At 41.3% G+C, this 20,641-nt stretch carries 18 protein-coding genes and 1 pseudogene; all 19 read left to right on the forward strand.

Going from position 1 to position 20,641, the window contains the following annotated elements; genetic code table 11:
* Positions 1–45: 45 nt before the first annotated feature.
* Positions 46–168 (forward strand): annotated as a pseudogene (locus tag IEV98_RS24405) (type II toxin-antitoxin system YoeB family toxin); the annotation flags it as partial.
* A gap of 179 nt (positions 169–347) precedes the next feature.
* Positions 348–878, forward strand: a complete 531-nt coding sequence (locus IEV98_RS05350) for a helix-turn-helix domain-containing protein (RefSeq protein WP_229738586.1) — start codon at positions 348–350, stop codon at positions 876–878.
* Positions 879–1,000: 122 nt separating this feature from the next.
* Positions 1,001–3,481 carry an SLBB domain-containing protein gene (locus IEV98_RS05355; protein WP_188504854.1) on the forward strand — a complete coding sequence of 827 codons (2,481 nt, stop codon included), beginning with the start codon at positions 1,001–1,003 and terminating at the stop codon, positions 3,479–3,481.
* A gap of 5 nt (positions 3,482–3,486) precedes the next feature.
* Positions 3,487–4,593, forward strand: a complete 1,107-nt coding sequence (locus IEV98_RS05360) for a Wzz/FepE/Etk N-terminal domain-containing protein (RefSeq protein WP_188504855.1) — start codon at positions 3,487–3,489, stop codon at positions 4,591–4,593.
* A gap of 171 nt (positions 4,594–4,764) precedes the next feature.
* Positions 4,765–6,078, forward strand: coding sequence for a nucleotide sugar dehydrogenase (locus IEV98_RS05365; protein ID WP_188504856.1), 1,314 nt, complete (start codon positions 4,765–4,767; stop codon positions 6,076–6,078).
* A gap of 64 nt (positions 6,079–6,142) precedes the next feature.
* The gene (gene pseB / locus IEV98_RS05370) at positions 6,143–7,153 is read left to right on the forward strand and encodes a UDP-N-acetylglucosamine 4,6-dehydratase (inverting) (protein WP_188504857.1); all 1,011 of its coding nucleotides are present in this window, start codon (positions 6,143–6,145) and stop codon (positions 7,151–7,153) included.
* A gap of 2 nt (positions 7,154–7,155) precedes the next feature.
* Entirely contained in the window at positions 7,156–8,343 is a 1,188-nt protein-coding gene (pseC, locus tag IEV98_RS05375; protein WP_188504858.1) for a UDP-4-amino-4,6-dideoxy-N-acetyl-beta-L-altrosamine transaminase, read from the forward strand.
* Positions 8,336–9,031: a pseudaminic acid cytidylyltransferase gene (gene pseF / locus IEV98_RS05380; protein ID WP_188504859.1), complete on the forward strand. Its 696-nt coding sequence runs from the start codon at positions 8,336–8,338 to the stop codon at positions 9,029–9,031. The genes pseC and pseF overlap by 8 nt, the downstream gene beginning before the upstream one ends.
* Entirely contained in the window at positions 9,012–10,040 is a 1,029-nt protein-coding gene (locus IEV98_RS05385; protein WP_188504860.1) for a GNAT family N-acetyltransferase, read from the forward strand. Before pseF ends, IEV98_RS05385 begins: the two co-directional genes overlap by 20 nt.
* The gene (gene pseI / locus IEV98_RS05390; protein ID WP_188504861.1) at positions 10,037–11,047 is read left to right on the forward strand and encodes a pseudaminic acid synthase; all 1,011 of its coding nucleotides are present in this window, start codon (positions 10,037–10,039) and stop codon (positions 11,045–11,047) included. Before IEV98_RS05385 ends, pseI begins: the two co-directional genes overlap by 4 nt.
* A 9-nt stretch (positions 11,048–11,056) precedes the next feature.
* Positions 11,057–12,526 (forward strand): hypothetical protein, encoded by a 1,470-nt coding sequence (locus IEV98_RS05395; protein ID WP_188504862.1) that lies wholly within the window; start codon positions 11,057–11,059, stop codon positions 12,524–12,526.
* A gap of 72 nt (positions 12,527–12,598) precedes the next feature.
* The gene (locus IEV98_RS05400) at positions 12,599–13,045 is read left to right on the forward strand and encodes an acyltransferase (protein ID WP_229738587.1); all 447 of its coding nucleotides are present in this window, start codon (positions 12,599–12,601) and stop codon (positions 13,043–13,045) included.
* Complete coding sequence (locus IEV98_RS05405) at positions 13,038–14,432, forward strand: lipopolysaccharide biosynthesis protein (RefSeq protein WP_188504864.1); 1,395 nt, start codon at positions 13,038–13,040, stop codon at positions 14,430–14,432. The genes IEV98_RS05400 and IEV98_RS05405 overlap by 8 nt, the downstream gene beginning before the upstream one ends.
* Before the next feature lie 95 nt (positions 14,433–14,527).
* Positions 14,528–15,256 carry a CatB-related O-acetyltransferase gene (locus IEV98_RS05410; RefSeq protein WP_188504865.1) on the forward strand — a complete coding sequence of 243 codons (729 nt, stop codon included), beginning with the start codon at positions 14,528–14,530 and terminating at the stop codon, positions 15,254–15,256.
* Between the two features lie 67 nt (positions 15,257–15,323).
* Complete coding sequence (locus IEV98_RS05415) at positions 15,324–16,205, forward strand: glycosyltransferase family 2 protein (protein ID WP_188504866.1); 882 nt, start codon at positions 15,324–15,326, stop codon at positions 16,203–16,205.
* A 32-nt stretch (positions 16,206–16,237) separates the two neighbouring features.
* On the forward strand, positions 16,238–17,422 hold the full coding sequence (locus tag IEV98_RS05420) for a glycosyltransferase family 4 protein (RefSeq protein WP_188504867.1): 1,185 nt from the start codon (positions 16,238–16,240) through the stop codon (positions 17,420–17,422).
* Positions 17,419–18,663, forward strand: a complete 1,245-nt coding sequence (locus tag IEV98_RS05425; protein ID WP_188504868.1) for an O-antigen ligase family protein — start codon at positions 17,419–17,421, stop codon at positions 18,661–18,663. Before IEV98_RS05420 ends, IEV98_RS05425 begins: the two co-directional genes overlap by 4 nt.
* Positions 18,641–19,759, forward strand: a complete 1,119-nt coding sequence (locus IEV98_RS05430) for a glycosyltransferase (protein ID WP_188504869.1) — start codon at positions 18,641–18,643, stop codon at positions 19,757–19,759. Before IEV98_RS05425 ends, IEV98_RS05430 begins: the two co-directional genes overlap by 23 nt.
* A complete protein-coding gene (locus tag IEV98_RS05435; RefSeq protein ID WP_188504870.1) occupies positions 19,749–20,639 on the forward strand; it encodes a hypothetical protein in 891 nt (296 codons plus the stop codon). Before IEV98_RS05430 ends, IEV98_RS05435 begins: the two co-directional genes overlap by 11 nt.
* Positions 20,640–20,641 lie beyond the last annotated feature (2 nt).

Consider the following 20,641-nt stretch of genomic DNA (forward strand, 5'->3'; position numbering starts at 1 on the left):
AAACACCTTGCATTTCATCATAGATAAGGAAACAAGGTAAGCGTACGAAAAATCGAGCAAATTTTTCGTGAACTTTCGGAAACACCGTACGTCGGAACAGGAGAACCTGAGCTCCTTAAATATAACTACGCTGGCCATTGGTCCAGAAGAATAAATCAAAAAGACTGAATCATCTATAAAGTTAACGAAGACGTGGTCACCGTCACAGTTATTTCCGCAAAAGGGCACTACGGAGACAGGTAACATTTACATTTTTGCTGTTTACCTTTTGCGTTTTGCCTTTGCAATAGAAGCAAACAGCAAATCGCAAAAAACCAACTTTGCAATCACCCGAAAAAAGAGTACTTTTGTTGCTCGTTATACGGACGCTTTACATGCTCGATTCGCTGATTACCTCAAAAACCCGATTGCGCCTGTTGGTGAAGTTCTTCATCAACGCCGCCAACCGCGGGCATATGCGAGGGCTGGCAGAAGAATTCAACGAATCCACCAATGCCATCCGTAAGGAACTCAACAACCTGTCTGAGGCCGGTTACTTGGAAAAAGAAGCCCAGCAGAACCGGGTTTCCTACCGTGCCAATGTAAAGCATCCGCTGTTTGGATCACTGCAAGATATCGTACACAAGTATTTGGGATTGGACCGCATCGTGGAAACCGTGCTGAGGCGCATGGGCGATGTGGAGCAAGTCGTTCTTATTGGCGATTATGCCGAAGGGCGCGACAGCGGCACGATTGAGGTCGTCATTGTAGGCCAAGAGCTGAATGCGGCCTATTTGGAGCAGTTGGCACCGAAGGTAGAAGGGGTGATCGAGCGGAAGGTGATATTCACCTTGAGCAGTGAGAGAATTGATGATGGCTTGGTGTTATATGAACATTAAAAAAACTGGCGCAGTTTTAGCGGTGCTTCCGCTCAAAAAACGTTAAATTGCATACAAAACAATTGAGGACTAACGAGAATATGTACCTTTGCCACATTCGAACCTTATATAAAATAACAAAAGTGAATAGATCGATCAAACGATGTACACTATTGCTGGCAGGCCTTTTCTGGTTAGTCATGGCCGAAGCACAGGCCCAAATGCCAGATGTGTCCAAAGTCCGCGTAGAGCAGTTGTCGGATCAACAAGTGAAGCGCATCATCACCGAAGCGGAGAAACGCAACTTGACGGACGACCAGTTGATACAGAGCTTAGGCCAGCGCGGGATGCCCGCGGCTGAACAGCAAAAGCTCCGTAGCCGGATTGCGCTCGTGCGGCAGCAAAATACGCCAGCAGGAAAGCGCGCTTCGACTCTGGCGGCGCCCACTGACCAACAGGGACGCCGTGTCGTAGATACCACAACCGCGTTTTTGGACAGTCTCGTATTAATGAAAGATACCGCCGACACCAGCCGTGTTTTTGGCGCCAAACTGTTCCGCAACACGGATATCCGCTTCCAGCCGAACCTGAATATTCCAACACCCAAAAATTATGTGATTGGCACGGGTGATGAACTCTTGCTTGTGCTGACAGGCGATAACGAAGCTAGTTACACGCTTCCCGTCACACCGGAAGGAACCGTCAACATCGATTACGTAGGTATCGTGCCGGTCGCCGGCCTCACCGTCGAAGATGCGAGCAACAAAATCCGTAGCCAGCTACGATCTACTTATCCGCAATTGAGTTCAGGCCGCACGCGGTTATCACTCACATTGGGCAATATCCGCAGCATCAAAGTGACGCTCACGGGCTATGTTACCCGCCCCGGTACGTACACGCTGCCCTCGTTGGCCAACGTGTTCCACGCGCTATACGCATCCGGCGGTCCTACCGATAAAGGTACGTTCCGTAACATCCAGCTCGTGCGGAATAATCAGGTGATTGAAACCATCGATGCTTATGACTTCCTGACCAAAGGCATCCAACCCGGCAATGTCCGGTTGGAAGATGGCGACGTCATCCATATCCCCGTATTTGATCGGCACGTCACTGTTGATGGCTTAGTCAACAACCCTGGCATTTTCGAACCGGTAGCGAGTGAAACGCTGGCGGATGTATTACGGTTTGCCGGCGACTTTGCGCCGGAAGCTTACCGGGCCAAGGTAAAGGTACTCCAGATCACTGACCGCCAGCGCAGCGTAGCCGATATTTATGCCGAAGATTACGCCAGCTATACGCCACAAAACGGCGACCAGTATCTAGTTGAAGAGGTACTCGACCGGTATGATAACCGCGTAGCGATAGAAGGAGCGGTATTCCGCCCGGGTTTATACGCCCTTACAGACGGACTTACCCTCCGGCAGCTGATTCAACGCGCTGATGGTCTCAAGGAGGACGCCTTCATGGCGCGGGCTTATATCAATCGACTTAACCCGGATAATACCCAACAACTGATTACGGTTGATTTGAATCAATTAATGGCGGGGAATGCGCAACAAGATCAGGTGTTACAGCGTGAAGATAAAGTCATCATCTCGTCCATCTTTGACCTCCGTGAAGAATACACGGTATCCATCAGTGGACAGGTCCGCAAGCCGGGTCAGTTTCCTTATGTCGAAAATATGACGCTTGGTAACCTTATCCAGCTAAGCGGAGGCTTAGCCGAAGCCGCTAATATCGAAATGGTCGATGTGGCTCGGCGAATCCGAAAGAATACCAACGAACCGGACTCGGTACTCTCGGAATTGGTGCAGGTAAAATTCAATAACCGGGAGGAAGCGATGCAGTCGGATTTTGTGCTGGAACCCTTCGATGTGGTGAGCGTGCAAACCAGTACGGGCTATCAAGTACAGCGGTTGGTACGTATTGAGGGCGAAGTGAGGTATCCCGGTGAGTATGTGTTGTTAAAGAAAGACGAAACCATCTCCGACCTCATCAAGCGCGCCGGAGGCGTTACGGAGTTTGCTTACCTACCCGGTGCCTCGCTTCAGCGCAACGTATCAGACGCATTGGTTGCGCAGGGCCACAGTGCATTGACTGGCGCTGCCCGTCAAGAATTATTAGCGCTAGAAAAGGAGCAGGAAGAAATACAAAGCATGGCGCTCGAGAATACACTCCAAAGCGGAGACAGTGCAAAGTCAGATTTGTTTTTCAGCAACTATGTAGGCATCCGGCTAGACAAGATTCTAGATGGAGTTAGGAAGTTTGATATTCCCTTGGAGGACGAGGACGTAATTATTGTACCTCGACAACTGCGAACGGTGATGGTTCGTGGGCAGGTGCTTAACCCTAATCGGGTAGTATATCAAGATGGAAAATCGTTGAAGTATTACATCCGCCAAGCCGGTGGCTTTACGGCGAAGGCGCATAAGCGCAAAACGTTTGTTCAGCACGCCAACGGCGCAGTGGAAGGGTCTATAGGAGGTTATCCCGACGTGCAACCCGGTAGTGAAATCATTGTACCCACCAAACCGGAGCGCGAAAAGCTCGGGGTGCAGGCTTGGGTGAGTATGGGCAGTGTAGCAACGTCTCTTGCGGCGGTGATTGTTAGTTTATTGAGGTAGTGAACATGGCAACTGAACCGAGAAATCAGATGGAAGATGATGAGATTTCCTTTAAGGAATTAATATTGGCTGTTCAAGGATGGTTAAGTTATCTTCTGTCCAGATGGAAAGTTATACTGATTATCGGTATTTTGGGCGGTATCGTAGGTTTAGGGTATTCGGTATTGAAGAAACCACTGTACACGGCCAGTACGACCTTTGTATTAGAAGGGAATGATGTTGGAAAGGGCGGGCTTGGGGGGCTTTCCGGAGTGGCAGCCATGGCCGGGATTAATCTTGGAGGCGACGTTGGTGGGCTTTTTCAGGGCAATAATATCTTGGAATTGTATAAATCCCGCAGGATGCTGGAGCAAACATTATTGTCTAAAGCGAACCCTGATAAAGACGAATTGCTCATTGAGCGTTATATTGCGTACAACGAAATAAAAGACGATTGGAAGGACCAACCAGAGTTGCTCAATTTAGATTTTCGTCGTGATCCAGAAATCTTAGATTCACTCACACACCGACTGCGCAATGGTGCGATTTCGTCTTTTGTCAACGCTATTAGGTCGGATGTGTTATTGGTAGAAAAGATTGATAAAAACCTTTCTATCATAAAGGTGGATGTAACTTCACCAGATGAGGTGTTTTCCAAGGTATTTAATGAAACCTTAGTTAGAAAAGTGAACGAATTTTATGTTCAGACAAAGACAAGAAAGTCGACGGACAACATTGTGATTTTGGAACAGAAGGTAGATTCTGTCCGTGCGGTGATGACCGGGGCAATTTATTCGGCAGCGCGTGTTTCGGATGCTACACCAAATCTTAATCCTACACGACAAGTGCAACGGATTGCTCCGACACAGGAGGCTCAATTTTCTGCAGAGGCTAATAAAGCGATACTAAGTCAATTACTGCAGAACCTGGAATTAACCAAAATGACTTTTTTGCAGGAACAGCCACTCATCCAGTTGGTTGACACGCCAGTTTATCCGCTTAAAATAGAACGAGTTGGCAAAATAAAAGGAATTGTCATAGGTGGTTTCTTTTTTGCGTTTTTAGCCGTCTTTTCGGTAATTTTAAGTAAATACTTTCAAAATATTATGGCGGAAGATAATTACGGAAAGTAACAATTTGACATGACTTGCTTGGAAGAGGACGCTGATTTCTCTTTTTATTGCCATATTCATAATACGGATTTTACGAAAAGAATTTAAATGAGTACTTTTGTTGCTCATGCATTACTGGAGTTGAGACAGATAACTAAAACACCCTAATATACCAAAAAAATATTCGATTAGATGAGCAGCCATTCTTCATCAACAACTGTAGAAAACGTCAACCTTGCCGTTATTGGATTGGGCTATGTGGGTTTACCACTAGCAATTGAATTTGGAAAGAAATATAACGTATTGGGATTCGATATCAACAGAGAGCGAGTACAAGAACTTCAATCGGGCAAGGATCGTACTCAAGAGGCAGACTTAAAGAGCTTGAAAGCCGTGATAGGGTTGAAAAAAGGATCAGATGTTGGTTTGTCGTTCTCTTCCAAGATAGAAGACCTTGCCTCATATAACACCTACATCGTTACCGTACCAACTCCTATCGATCAGTTTAAGGCTCCAGATTTAGCCCCTCTGATCAAAGCATCTGAAATGTTGGGAAAAATATTAAAGGTTGGCGATATTGTAATATACGAATCGACGGTTTATCCCGGTTGTACAGAAGAAGACTGCGTGCCTGTTTTGGAGCGTATCTCCGGGCTCACGTTTAATCAAGATTTCTTTGCGGGCTATTCTCCGGAGCGTATTAACCCCGGAGATAAAGTCAATACGCTGACGAAAATTAAAAAGGTAACTAGCGGTTCAACCTCAGAAATTGCCGACCGGGTGGATAGCCTTTATCGTTCCATTATTGAGGCTGGTACGCATAAGGCACCGAGCATTAAAGTGGCTGAAGCTTCGAAAGCCATTGAGAATGCGCAACGGGATGTGAACATTTCATTCGTAAACGAATTGTCGTTAATTTTCGATCGCATCGGTATCGATACCCACGATGTTATTGAAGCAGCAGGAACGAAATGGAACTTTCTGAAATATCAGCCGGGTTTGGTAGGTGGCCATTGTATCGGTGTAGATCCCTATTACCTTGCACATAAAGCACAGGCCTTGGGCTACCATCCACAGGTTATCCTTTCCGGCCGCCGGGTTAACGACTACATGGGCGCTTTCGTGGCCGACAAGGTGGTGAAATTGATGATTCAGAAAGACCATAAGATTAAAGATTCCCGGGCATTAATCATGGGCATCACTTTTAAAGAGAACTGCCCGGATATTCGGAATACTCGCGTGGTTGATATTTATCACGAATTGGTGCAATTTGGTCTCCGCGTGGATATTTATGACCCTTGGGCGGATGCAGGAGAAGTTAAACACGAATATGGGTTGACGATTCTAAACGAAGTAGACACCCATGTGGTTTACGATGCTATTGTTGTTGCTGTCGCTCACAACGAATTTCTTAAGTTTGATTATCATAAAGTAAAGCGCAATAATGGGGTAGTTTTCGATACTAAGGCTTGTCTCAATCGAGATTTGGTTGATGGTCGGCTATAGGTGATTTATTGTCATATATCATAAGAACAAATCCCTTCGTTTTGTATAAACCAAAAAGATCAATATGCTTGGAGGCAAATCAATTTTAATTACGGGTGGTACCGGTTCGCTTGGAAAGGCGTTGACCAAACATATCATTGAAAGTTATCCAAATATCAAACGACTAGTAATTTTCTCTAGAGATGAGCAAAAGCAATTTCAGATGGCTCAGGAGTACCCAGCGGATCGTTTTCCTCAAATTCGATTCTTTATTGGGGATGTGCGCGATCGAGAGCGACTGGTTAGGGCCTTTAAAGGAGTGGATTATGTAATTCATGCCGCTGCAATGAAACACGTCCCTATTGCGGAGTATAACCCGGATGAGTGTGTTAAAACAAATATCCATGGCGCACAAAATGTTATTGACGCTTGTTTTGAAACGGAGGTGGAACGTGTGGTAGCACTATCTACTGACAAAGCTTGTGCACCGATTAACCTATACGGAGCAACAAAGCTTGCATCCGACAAGTTATTTGTTGCAGCCAATAATATTCGGGGCAATAATCCTATACGTTTTTCGGTAGTCCGTTACGGGAATGTAATGGGGTCTAACGGGTCTGTCATTCCCTTCTTTATCAATAAGAGGAAAACAGGAGTATTACCAATAACGGATTCCAACATGACAAGATTCAATATTAGCCTCCAAGGAGGGGTGGATATGGTTATGCATGCATTGTTCTATGCGTGGGGAGGGGAAATTTTTATCCCAAAAATTCCTTCCTATAGAATTATGGATGTCGCTACTGCGATAGCACCCGATTGCGAATATAAAGTTGTGGGGATAAGACCCGGAGAGAAAGTGCACGAAGAGATGATTACCCCTTCCGACTCGTTTTATACTTATGATTTAGGTAAGTACTATACCATATTACCATCGGTCACCAAATGGAATTTGGCCGAATTCTTAAAGGAGTTTAATGGTACAAAGGTTGCTGAAGGCTTCGCATACAATTCTGGTGGTAATACCGAATGGGAAACCGTGGAGTCATTACGCACTTTAATTAAAGAACACGTTGACCCGACATTTCAATCGTAGTCATGGCAAATAATAGTATTCCTTACGGTCGGCAACATATTACGGACGAAGACATTCAGGCTGTCATTGAAACCCTTCGTTCGGATTATCTTACTCAAGGACCAAAGATTAAAGAGTTTGAAGAATCCTTTGCTACCTATATTGGTGCCAAGTATGCCGTGGCAGTAGCCAATGGAACTGCAGCATTGCATTTATGTGCTATGGCATTAAATGTGGAACCAGGAGACAAGGTCATCACTACGCCAATTACTTTTGCTGCCTCAGCCAATTGTATACGTTATTGTGGCGGAGAAGTGGTATTTGGCGACATCAACCCAGAAACATATTTACTGGACATCAATTCGGTGAGAGATCTCTTGGAGAGCTCCCCGAAGGGAACCTATAAGGGAATAGTGCCGGTCGATTTTGCGGGGAGATCAATTGATTTAGAGGTGTTTAAAGCACTTGCTGAAGAATATAACCTATGGATTGTAGAAGATGCTTGCCACGCGCCGGGAGGATACTTTGTCGATACGCAGGGAAATGAACAACGTTGCGGTAATGGAAATTTTGCAGATTTAGCTATCTTCTCATTTCACCCGGTCAAGCACATCGCCAGCGGAGAAGGAGGGATGATTACCACCAATGATGAGAAGCTTTACTACAAGTTACTTCAATTGCGTACACATGGTATCATTAAGCAGGATAACCTTTATACTAACACCATCGAATTTGCCGGTGGCGATGAAGCTTATCCTAGTTGGTATATGGAAATGCAGACTCTGGGGTATAATTACCGACTAACCGATTTTCAAGCCGCGTTAGGCATCAGCCAGTTAAAGCGTGCAGACCAAGGGATAAAAAGGCGGCGGGAACTAGCAAAAAGATACGAGAATGCATTCACTGGCAAAGATTACATCAAAAGACAATCAGGTGTAGTAGAAGGCCATGCATACCATCTATACATTTTAGAAGTACGGGATAGGTTGGGGCTATATAATTACTTGCGCAGTAAAAATATATTTGCTCAAATCCATTATATCCCTTGTCATTTAATGCCCTACTACCGGCAGTTCGGTTGTAAAGAAGGCGATCGACCTCATTCAGAAGAATATTATCGTGGCTGTATAAGTTTGCCGATGTATCCGACATTGAGTGAAGAAGAGCAAGAATACGTAATCTCAACCATCCACCAATATTTTCATGGCTAATCTGTGCATCATACCTGCTCGCGGTGGAAGCAAACGCATTCCTAGAAAGAATATCAAAGAATTCTTAGGAAAGCCAATCATTGCATATTCTATAGAGGCTGCACTGAAGAGTGGATTGTTTAAGGAAGTTATGGTATCTACCGATGACGAGGATATTAAAAAGATTGCCATAAAATACGGGGCAAAGGTGCCCTTTTTGCGTTCTGAGAAGAATTCAGATGATTATGCTACTACGTTGGATGTGTTGAGAGAGGTGATAACCGAGTATGCTAATAATAAAATTCATTTTGATAATTTATGCTGTATTTATGCAACGGCACCTTTTGTCGAAGCACAGACATTAAAAAATTCATTTGAAGTGTTTAGAGACAATAAATTTGATACACTTTTTCCGGTTTTACGCTATGGGTATCCTATTCAACGGTCTCTGAATATGAAGGAAGGAAGGGTTTTTTTTAATTGGCCGGAAAATGCTAATAAAAGAAGTCAAGATTTGCCTGCTTCCTATTATGACGCGGGACAATTTTATTGGTTGAAAAAAGAAGCTTTACAACTTAATAGTATTATGACAAACAATTCGGGGAGTATTCATATTAGCGAACTGGAAGCTCAAGATATTGATACTTTAGTGGATTGGAATATGGCTGAATTAAAATATTCATTAATGCATGAAAGAATTTCCAAATAGTTATAAAGTACTTGGTTCCAATATGTTTAAATATGGTGGGTATGCCATTGTCCCCATTCGCTTCCAAGACCGTTATGACATCATGCGTTGGCGTAACGAGCAAATTTATCATCTGAGACAAGAAAGACCTCTAACCGAAGAAGACCAAAACAGGTATTTTTCTAGTGTCGTAGCTAAACTTTTTGTTCAAGAGCAGCCGAATCAAATACTATTTTCGTACTTAGACAATGGGCACTGTGTCGGTTACGGAGGGTTGGTACATATCAATTGGCTTGATAGAAATGCGGAAATCTCTTTTATTATGGCCACGAGCCTCGAAAAGGACTATTTTCATAAGCACTGGGGAATCTATTTGGAAATGTTAGAAGCGGTAGCGTTTGAAGAACTTGGTTTACATAAAATATATACCTATGCTTTTGATGTTAGACCGCATCTATATGAGGCCATCGAAGTAGTAGGGTATAAAAAAGAAGCAGTTCTCCCTGAGCATTGTTATTTCGATGGAGACTACAAGGATGTGGTAATTCACGCGAAAATAAGTAATAAAGTTTCGATACGGCGGGCGGTCGAATCGGATGCCAGTGTTACTCATGAGTGGGCAAATGATGAGGCCTCGCGTCAAAATTCATTTTCTTCTGAACCCATTCCTTTAGAAGCTCATTGTAATTGGTGGACAGCAAAAATGAATGATCCTAACGCCTTTTACTTTGTTGGAGAGATTGGCGGTAGTCCAGCGAGTATAATTCGTTTTGATAAAAAGAAAGGTGGGACTAACTTTATTATAGGTATCAATATGGCACCTAAATTCCGAGGTCAGGGGCTATCCCACCAATTTTTAACAGCTGCTTGCCATGAAGTCTTTAAAGCAAACGACTCATCCATCGAAGCTTATATTAAGCCTAAAAACCTTCCATCCATAAAATCTTTTGAGAAAGCTGGTTTTCGGTTGGTTAAGAAAATACTGGTAGATGGAAGCCCCGCGTTAAAATACGAATTGGCAAAGCAATGAAAAACAAGGTATTCATAATAGCTGAACTTTCAGCTAATCATGGTGGTAAAATTGAAACCGCAATTGAAACGATTAAGGCTGCAAAACGCACTGGTGCCGATGCGATAAAATTACAAACGTACACTCCAGATACCATAACACTCGATTGCGATAGTGATGATTTTATCATCAAAGGTACCATTTGGGAGAAGCGAAAACTTTATGACTTATACCAAGAAGCATTTCTACCTTGGGAGTGGCATGAGAAACTTTTCGAAGTAGCCAATGAGGAAGGATTGGTTTGCTTTTCTTCACCTTTTGACAAGACCGCTGTTGACTTCTTGGAAAATCTGGGCACTCCAATTTATAAAATTGCATCGTTTGAAATTACTGATATCCCATTAATTGAATATGCTGCATCCAAAGGGAAGCCAATGATTGTTTCTACTGGAATCGCTGATTATGAAGACATCAAATTGGCAGTTGATACATGCCGGTCCGTAGGAAATGATGATATTACGCTACTGAAGTGTACATCGTCCTATCCTGCCCCAATCGAAGAAGCAAACCTTGTGATGATGGGGCGCCTTGCCAAAGATTTTGGCGTAAAAGTAGGACTGTCTGATCACACCCTAGGTATAGTTGTTCCTCTGTTATCGGTGGCAATGGGTGCGACCATGATTGAAAAGCATTTTATTCTTGACCGTGCTATTGGCGGACCAGATGCTTCTTTTTCGTTAAATGAACAAGAATTTACAGAAATGGTTAACGCAGTTAGGCAAGCAGAATCTGCTATTGGTACTGAGTCTTATGTGTTGACAGAAAAGCAGAAATCAGGCAAGGCGTTCTCTCGTTCTTTGTATGTAGCTAAGGATGTGAAAGAAGGAAATGTTGTCGACGCGATGAATGTACGGTCGGTGCGGCCGGGATTTGGACTTCACCCTAAACATTTTGGCGAAGTGTTAGGAAAAAAATTTAATCGTAGTTTAAATAAGGGGAGCCGTTTAGATTGGGAGCACCTGTCTTAAATTTTGTGCATGCAACATTCACCTTTATCGCGTCGGGAATTACTTGACTTCCTTGACAATGCAGAATCACGGTATCCTGTCGAAACATGGGAAATTGCTAGCGTACATGTTTGGCCACTTATAAAGATTGATCTTTTTTTTCGACATGTCAAAAGCGAAGGTAAAGATCAAGCACTGAACGCGTTACTTCCTAAACCATCCAAACCAAATCGTATTAAGGTGCTGGCGAAAGCCGCGGGCTCTCTTTTACGTTTTCTACTCTTATTCTTAAAAAAGAAAAAGCAGGTTCATGCTTTTTTTTCCGATTCTGAAGGTCATCGGGTAGTTCACCATGAGGCGTTCATCAATCGATACTTCAAACCAATCATTGAACACTTAGAAAGTGAGGATTCTGAGTTCAACTATCTTTCTATAAGTGATGATAAGGGGAACCTAAAGCGCTATCCATCAAATGAACCCGTATTTTTCGCTCATCAGTATCTTTTAGGAGCAAAATTGTGGCGGAGGCTTTTCTCCCGTAATAAAGGTCGCTCAAAATTAGACGGTTATAATAAATTTATAGCCGAGCTTAACGATTCCAGATTTAGACACCTTCAAGTTGGTGAAAAATATCCGACGCAAGTTCGGCGTAAAATTGGCGATGTTCTCGCATATAGTGCAATCATACACTTATTAATCAAAAAGTACAAGCCTCGTGTGATTTTTGAATTGTGTTATTACAGCACACTACGATTTGGTATCAACCACGCGGCTTTTCAAACTGGAGTTAGGACAGTAGAAATACAACACGGGGGAATGGGAAGAGATCATGTAAGCTATAGTGGTTGGAGCAAATTACCTACAGGCGGATATAACTTGCTTCCTGCAACCTTTTGGTTATGGGACGAATCAAGCAAGCATTTGATAGAGAAGTGGGTAAAAAATAACAAGTATCATTCGGCAATAGTGGGAGGTAATCCTTGGCTACCGTATGTGAAGGAGAGTGGTGAAATGTACTCCTTTCCTACAAATCGCAATATTATTCTCTACACTCTCCAATATAGCGAAATACCCGATCACATCATTGACGCGATAAAATCTACCCCTGACCGTTTTCAATGGTGGATTAGATTACATCCGCGAAAGTTGGAATCTAAACCTATTATCAATAAGCTTCTATTGGATAGCGGAGTGCAATTTGATTGTTTTGAGATTGAAAAGGCCACTTATTATCCGCTTCCGACAATATTATTAAATACGCATATTCACCTCTCCGGGTCGTCAGGGTCCATTATTGAAGCAGCACAAATTGGAGTGCCCTCGATTATTTTGGAAGAGATAGGCACTGTCTATTATAGAGACTTAATTAGGCAGGGTAAAGCTACTGCGTTATTCAGTACAGACGAAATACTGAACGCAATTCTGAAAATAGAAAGGACAACTCTTGAAAGTTTGCAAGAGCATACCTATAAGTCAATCGTCGAAAAATTAATTAATTGATTACTTTGGGAGATGATAATAAAGCGGTTTTTATTTAAAGTTATTAGGTGGCTCAATCGGTTAGAATCCGATATGATTCAGAGTGATTTGCGCAATAAGTATGAAATCCACCCCACCTTTAAATTCAACGGGCGATTTATTTCTTTTTACGGCGCCGGACGATTGATAATTGATGAGAACTCATATATAGGTGGGCTATCGACCATACAAATTCATGAAGACTGTAAAGTGTTTATAGGGAAAGGATGTAGTATAAGCCACAATGTCAGAATATATACTTCCTCCAAATCAGCTGACGGAGATTTTTCTGATAAAGAGAGTGTGCCGATTAAGAAAGGAAATGTGGTAATTGAAGATTTCGCTTGGATTGGTGCGAATGTATTTATTTCTCCAGGAGTTACAATTGGCAAAAACTCGGTGGTGGGAGCTAATTCTATGGTAACCAAAGATGTTGCTGAGAACAGCATCTATGGAGGCGTGCCAGCGAAGCTGATTAGGATGAAGAAACTAAATGCTTAAGAAACTTTTTTCGCATACTGCTATTTATGGCTTGGCTCCTCAGGTAACGCGAATTGCAAGTGTACTCTCGCTGCCTGTTATTACACAATACCTCAATAGCGTCGACTTTGGGGTATATGGTATTATTACGGCTGTCGCCGGTTCAATTGCTGTATTGAATACATTGGGATTAAGAATAATTCTGACTAATTCGTTTTACAAAAGTCCAGAACAATATAAATGGGGTTGGCGTCAAGTGTACGGTTTTTTGATGCTTTGGAGCATACCTTATACCGTGCTGTTAGGGAGTGTTTTATGGTGGTTTGTTCCTCAAGAAGCGGTTAGTGATCGTTGGGAAATTATTGCATTAAATATCGCACCGATAGTGCTTTTTGGACCAACATCGATTATTGGGGTTACCTTTTTCCAATTGAAACAAAGACCTAGCCAAATAGTTGTTCGCAGTACGATATTTGGCTTGATTACGGTGTTTCTTAATATATATTTTATTGCTGTTTTGGAAATGGGGTATATGGGGTGGTTTATATCTACGGGGATATCGACGATTTTAAGTCAGGCATCCTATTTCATACCAATCAATTTTAAGCTGGGATTGAAACCTATCTTCAATTTCAAATGGCGCTATATCAGACGGTCATTAAGGGTTTCCTTACCGACCGTGCCACACTATTATGCATCGTATCTTTTGGATACCTCAGATCGCTTAATTATGAAGGTGGTCGGTGTGAGTACAGCAAATATAGGATTATACAACGCCGCTTATACGGTAGGTAACCTGTTTAAGCAGTTTGGCACAGCTGCAGGGTTTGCTATTGGCCCAATGATGAATGCTGCTTTTAAGGCTGGTCAAGATTTGAAAGCGAGAAATTTGGTGTTTATTTTGCAGATTACTTATTTTATATTGACATTTTTGGCAGCAGTTTGGCTGAAGGAAATCTTTCAGTTGCTACTCAAAAATAGAGAATTGCAAGCGACGTATCCATTAGGTATTGTTATCTTAATGGCATATAATTACCGGCCTATGTATTTTGGTGCCAATAGTAAATTGTTTTATGCTGAAAAGACCAAGAGTCTACTAAAAGTTACTTTCATCGCGGGAATATTGAATGTTACCTTAAACTTTAGTCTAATTCCCGCATTTGGTTTTGAAGTTGCGGCGATTACTACTTTTGTTTCACTTATGTATATGGCGTACGCAGGCTACTATTTAAAAGCTTTTAGAGAAGCTAACAACGTTCCTTATCATCAAATAGTTTGGTTAGTTATAACGATAATCCTCACACTTATTTCAGTAATCATTGTTGATCAAAATATTTTTATAAAAGTTCTTTCTTCCATTTTGGTTTTCGTAATTGGTTTTTTGTTTATTAGACGCTTTTCTCGTTGAGAATTAAAGGTGATGTTTTTTTACCTACTATTTAAGTATACTCGAAGGTTTTCGGATATATGTGAATGCATGTTATATACTTAACATAATCAATAATGAAGAAATATTATCGGAAAGTGGTTAATCGTTTCATTAGATATTTTGAAGACTACAATGTCGTACAATTAAAATCTGGATATCAGGTCCACCCTTCTTCTGTATTGAAAGGGTCCAAGCTCAGCGGAAAGGTGTCGATAGCGGAAAAATGTAAAATTATTAATGGCGTTCGATTAATGGGACATGCTCCGATAACTGTGAAACGATTCACCTCTTTGAATGGCCCAAATACAGATATTAGATCACTTATAAATCCAGTTTCTATTGGAGCGTTTTGTAGTATTGCAAGAGGAGTAAATATCCAAGAATTTAATCACAATCATAATTCACTTTCAACCTATCACATTCATTTGAATATTTTTAAAGAGGATAGAAGACTCGATGTTCATTCAAAAGGACCTATAGAGATCGGAAATGATGTTTGGATTGGAGCACAATGTGTTATTTTGTCGGGAAGTAAAATCGGAGACGGCGCTATCATAGCCGCTAATAGCGTGGTTAATGGGAATATCCCGCCATACGCCATCGTTGGTGGTACGCCAGCCAAAGTAATAAAATATCGTTTTCCTGAAAAGGTTATAGCATTGTTGTTAAAGTTAAAATGGTGGGAATGGCCTGAGGAAAAAATCAAACTACACCGGGAACTTTTTGAGAACGAATTAAGCGAGGAAAAACTACTTGTTTTCCTCAAAAAAACCAAAAGGAACAATGATACTGAAGAGAGTTGAAATGAATTTTGCGGCGGATACGCAAGATATTGGTTGGATATTCCGATTTTAAGTACAATAATCAGATATGAAGTTTGTTGTTTTGATAGCCTGCCACAGCAGTAGTGAGAGTATTTATAGTACTGTAAAATCGCTGTCATCAGTGCACATTCCCGCTGGGTTTGATCGCGTAATTGTCATTGAAAACGGAGACAAGCCTGCGCTGGACACATCGATTTTATCGGCTGTCGATAAAATGCCAATTTCTTGCTATTTTACAAAACAAAAAGGGAAAAGTACTGCATTGAACATAGCTATTGAGGCATATGTGCCGGACGACTATTTCATTATTTTTACAGATGATGATATTCGGTTTAACCCAAACTGGTTGATTAAATACGCAAAAGCGTTTGAGAGGGAGGGTAGGGGGCATTTTTTTGGATCTTCGTTGGGCGTCGATTACGAGGAAACGGTGGATCAAGCCCTACTAGCGTCGCTGCCACCGTCTGCTAGAGGTGTGGATGACTCGACCTATAGGAAAAGGCCTGATCGAGCGTTTCTTGGGTGTAACTGGGCTTCCCATAAAGACGATCTTATGAAGGCAGGGTTGTTCAATCCAAATTTTGGCCCTGGTTCAAAAACAGGAGCCACAGGCCAAGAGGCGGAGATGCAGGATAGATTGAGAAAGCTAAACTTGAAGCCCGTTCTGATCGAAGAGAATTTGGTGTGGCACTACGTGCCGTTGGAGAAATGTACAATCGAATGGGCGATGCAGCGCGCAGAGCGGACTGGACTTGAGCGATTCAGAAGAAAGAAAGGAAGGGGGAAATGGTTTTTTTTTAACATTGTAAATATCCTAATCTCTGGTGTTCGTTCAATTTTTGGAAGTAAGAAGGAAAAATATCGATTTGTTATTAGTGTAATTGCAATGAAGTCATTTTTCGCGCAACTTTTTAAGTATAACCGGTAACTTCATTTGGCTAGTTTAGAAATAAAGAATCTTTGTCTTTCTTTGAGTGGTTTAATTATGTTTGGCAATATCAAATTGAAGAGCAAGAGTTTGTAATTGGAGCAATGAAAATATTAAAATTTGTAAACGGCAATGATGATGGTGGTATATTTACAAGCGAATGCAATTATATTCAAAGTTTCAAAAACAAGGGTATAATTGTTGACGTGGTGATAATCGGCAACGGAGATCGGGTAAAAGCATATCAGAAAATGGCCTACAAAAGCATATTGCTCGCTCCGCTACATTCAAATCTCGGAGGGAGTTTTTTTAGCAAAATTCGAGAAATATTTAAAATATGGTCATATGGCAATCGCTATACAAGAGAAGTGACAAGTCTTAATGCACAGTACTCTGCTATTGTATATCGCCGACCAATTTTCATTTTTCTTGCAGGTATGGTGGGTGGGGTATCACGAACAAAAGTGTTTTGGCATATGCCGAATATTGTGAGTAATGGGTTTTCTAAGATTTTTTACACTTTTTTTCTAAAACGTTATCGGATCGTTCCTTTAGCCAACAGTGAGTATACGAGAGCTACCTTATCAAATATCTGTAAACATGTTATCTATCCTGGTTTTTCTACCGATCGAATCAGAGTTGTGACGGAGAGCTTTAGGCAGGAACTACACATCAGTGAGGGTGCGCCAGTTTTTGGGATGGCAGGACGGATTTGTCTAAATAAAGCCCAGGATATTTTGATACAAGCATTTTTAAAATCGAGTGCCTTTAAGTGTGGTGGACACTTGGTGCTTGCGGGAAGTTTCGAAAGCAAGGCCGTACGAGATAATTTAGTATCATTGGCTGGCGAGCAGCTTGATAAAAAGATACACTTTATTGGGAGAATTGATGACTTACCCAAATTTTATTCGACGATAGACGTCGCACTGAATGCACGCAGAAATGCTGAGCCTTTTGGGATTTCAATCGCTGAGGGCTTAGCGGCAGGAAAGCCAGTTATAGCGTATTATCTTGGAGGACCAAGTGAAATGATCGTTGATAATGTCTCTGGCTGGTTGGTTAAAAAGCCCGATATACAGAGCTGGGTAAGTGCATTTGACGTTGCTATGACGGTCAAAAATAAATGGTCAGAAATAGGTCGCGCTGCAGCCCTTAGCGTAGGAAAGTTTAATGTGGAAAATAATACAGCTAAATTTCTGGAATTGATCGAAGAATGAAAGTTCCTGCCGTCATTACTTTAATTAACAAAGCCAGCTTATTAGCTTTCTTCCTCAATTTTTTGGGATTTTATTGCATTCTCCTTGTATTTGCCAATCTGAACCTTTTGGAATTCTCTCGTTATGTAACGGTTCCTCTCCGGATACTGATTGTATCTTGTCTCTGCATGGGTTTTATAAAGCGGCAGAAGTATAACGTTGGTGGCAGTACACTCTTGTTTTTACTTTTCGCGGTACTGTATTTTTTGAGAATATTGACCGATGCATTATTAGACAGAAACCTGTATATAAGTTATCAGCAGGTATTTTTCTACTTTCTAACATTTGGCTTCATTCCGTTTCTCGCAATACGACATACATCTTTTCGTGTTGATGCTCTTATAGCCATGAGGGAATGGTTTTTTGTTTCGGCATTTGCATTTTCACTTCTCGCAACATTGTCATACGCCAAATTTATTGGGCAAGTGGGACGTCTAACTAGTGGGGTTTCTACAGATGACCTGATTTCACCTTTAATTTTATCTTATTGTAGTGCATTGGTTTTAGGTGTTAGTATGAATTTATGGCTGACGACAACGCGAAAGAAATTCAGAGAAAAAATGTCATTAATTGTGCTAATGTTGCTGGCACTTACTCCCTTTTTCCTTGGAGCGTCTCGTGGGTCTATCTTTGCCATTGCTTTGCCTATTATATTTCTGGTGATTACTAATAGGAAAGCTGTCGCCAATCTTAAAGTTCTTTTTGCGTCCTTGATCGCTTTAATATTTCTGGTGATTATTTCAGATTATTTTGGAAGTAATATTTTCGACAGATTTCTTAATATGTTTTCTGATTCAAACTCAAGTAGCACGGCCGGTGAAAGAGTGTTGATTTGGAAACAGTCATTAAGCCAGTTTTATAGTAACCCAATCATAGGAGACCGAATGGAGCTTGTAGGATATAATATCTATCCACATAATATTTTTATCGAGGTACTTCAGAATTTGGGTGTTCTCGGGTTTGTGCCATTTATCGGTTTGATTTTTATTGGAATCAAGGAATGCTTTCTTCTTTTTCGGAATCACAGAGAGTTTTGCTGGATAGGGGTGTTTTTCCTACAAAGTTTGTCCCAAAACATGTTTAGTGGTGCAATTTATAATGCCAGTTGGTTCTGGTTTTCTTTAGCGCTTGTAATAAGTGTACGCTTATCTCTTAAGACTCAAAAACGATATACGACAGATGAATTGTCTACATCTATGTAATGACTATTTAGGGTCAAAGGTTCATACGCTTCTGTATCGTCACCTGGAAAAGCTGAATGTGCGTCAGACGGTTTTTGTGCCGCTTCGTCAAGGGAAAGAGCAAAAGGCAAGCACACACGACTATTTTCATTCTGAAAGGACAACGGTGGTATTTTCATCCATTCTGAAACATTATCATAGGGTGTTTTTTCGACAAAAGGTCAATTATCTTTACGATTCGTTGACATCACAGCTAGATGTTAGAGAATTTGATATCGTGTCTGCTTCAACGCTTTATAGTGACGGTTTTTTGGCGTTTAAGCTCAATGAGCAATTCAAGCTCCCTTATATAGTCGCTGTCAGAAGTTCGGATGTCGATGTGTTTATGAGGGTTAGACCTGATCTCGTAAGAATCTTGCATAAGATATTGAATAGCGCGAAGCAAATAATATTCATAAGTAAAGGAGTGCGAAATAAGTTTTTCGATAGAATCGGAGACAATGAGAGTTATCGTCTTAAAAGTAGAATTATACACAATGGCATTGATAATTTTTGGCTAGACAACAGGCATCACTCGCTAACGACGTTGCCGAAAAGGCTACTCTATGTTGGTAGCTTAATTAAGCGGAAAAATATCGACCGTACAATTAGAGCGGTTTTAGCTTTGAATCAAAAGCACGGTATGGCGCTTAGCCTCGGCATAGTGGGGGATGGCGGATATTTTTCTAAAAAAGTGCGTTCATATGCGTCAAGATTTCCTGAAATAAATTATTTTGGCCTCATACAGGATAAGAATGAGCTTAAAACCATATATCGACAGCATGATATATTTATAATGCCGTCTTATCGTGAAACATTTGGTCTGGTTTATGTAGAAGCATTAACACAGGGCTTATCTTTAATAATAGGTAGGGGCGAGGGGGTTGACGGCATGTTTGACGAGGTTGCGGTAAAAGTCAATCCTTTTTCGGTAAAAGCGATAGAAAATGGTATATTGACAGCTCTCACTGCCCACAATGCCGCAGAGATCGAAAAAGTCGATTTAGTTGCGTTCAATTGGGCCGATATAGGAAAGGATTATTTTGAGCTTTTAAAATTGTATAAAGATGAAAAGTAAAATAGTTTTGGCTACGGTTCTAGCGTTTTTTTTGTTTTCTGCAAATACTTGTACCAAGGATTTGACATTTTATGTTTTGGACACCCGATATGATGAAGCAACAAGAGCTTTTTTTAACTCGAATGAGAACATACAACCATACGTTTATTTGGGAGAATTTGCAATCGACCCAAGAAAAACCGGAAAATTTGAAGAAAGCAATATCGTATCGGCAATAAACAATTATATTCCCGACCCATCGGCAACAAGTGTAGTATCATTGAATATCGAAAGTGATATATACAAAAAACTCCGGGACAAAAAAACTGGAGATAAAGAAGCAAAAAGCGCATCGGATGAATTTATTAGGATTGTCAAAATTATCAAACGGGAGCGACCGAACGTTCAGGTGGGGATATATGGGATTCCTTTTCGATTTTTTTACTCTAGTCAAAAGGGAGTTAACGATGGTGGCAAGTTCGATGAGCTTTTTAAAGTCGTAGACTATATCTCCCCTTCACTATACATGATGTATCCTAACAGGCAAATTGGGACCACCAAAAATAAAGCGTATATAGAAAGTAATTTAAAATATGCATTAGAACTGGGAGAAAAATTTGGAAAGCCGGTTATACCATGGGTTTGGCATATTATCCATCCATCGAACAAGGAATATGGCGGTAATCTGGTTGATAAAAGTGAGTTCAATGATTATCTGAATTTAATTGCAACTACATCCTTTAATGGTTTAAAAGCCTCCGGCGTATTGGTTTGGGAGCCTAGCGATGCGAGTTTTAATACATATATGCAGCGTGTTGGCCAGCAACGATCCCTTAAATCAAATGTAAATCTTGATAAAAACTCCCTTATCAAGTATTATTTAGAAGACCTAACGAAGTAATC

This window comes from Parapedobacter pyrenivorans, from assembly GCF_014636865.1.
GTDB lineage: Bacteria > Bacteroidota > Bacteroidia > Sphingobacteriales > Sphingobacteriaceae > Parapedobacter > Parapedobacter pyrenivorans.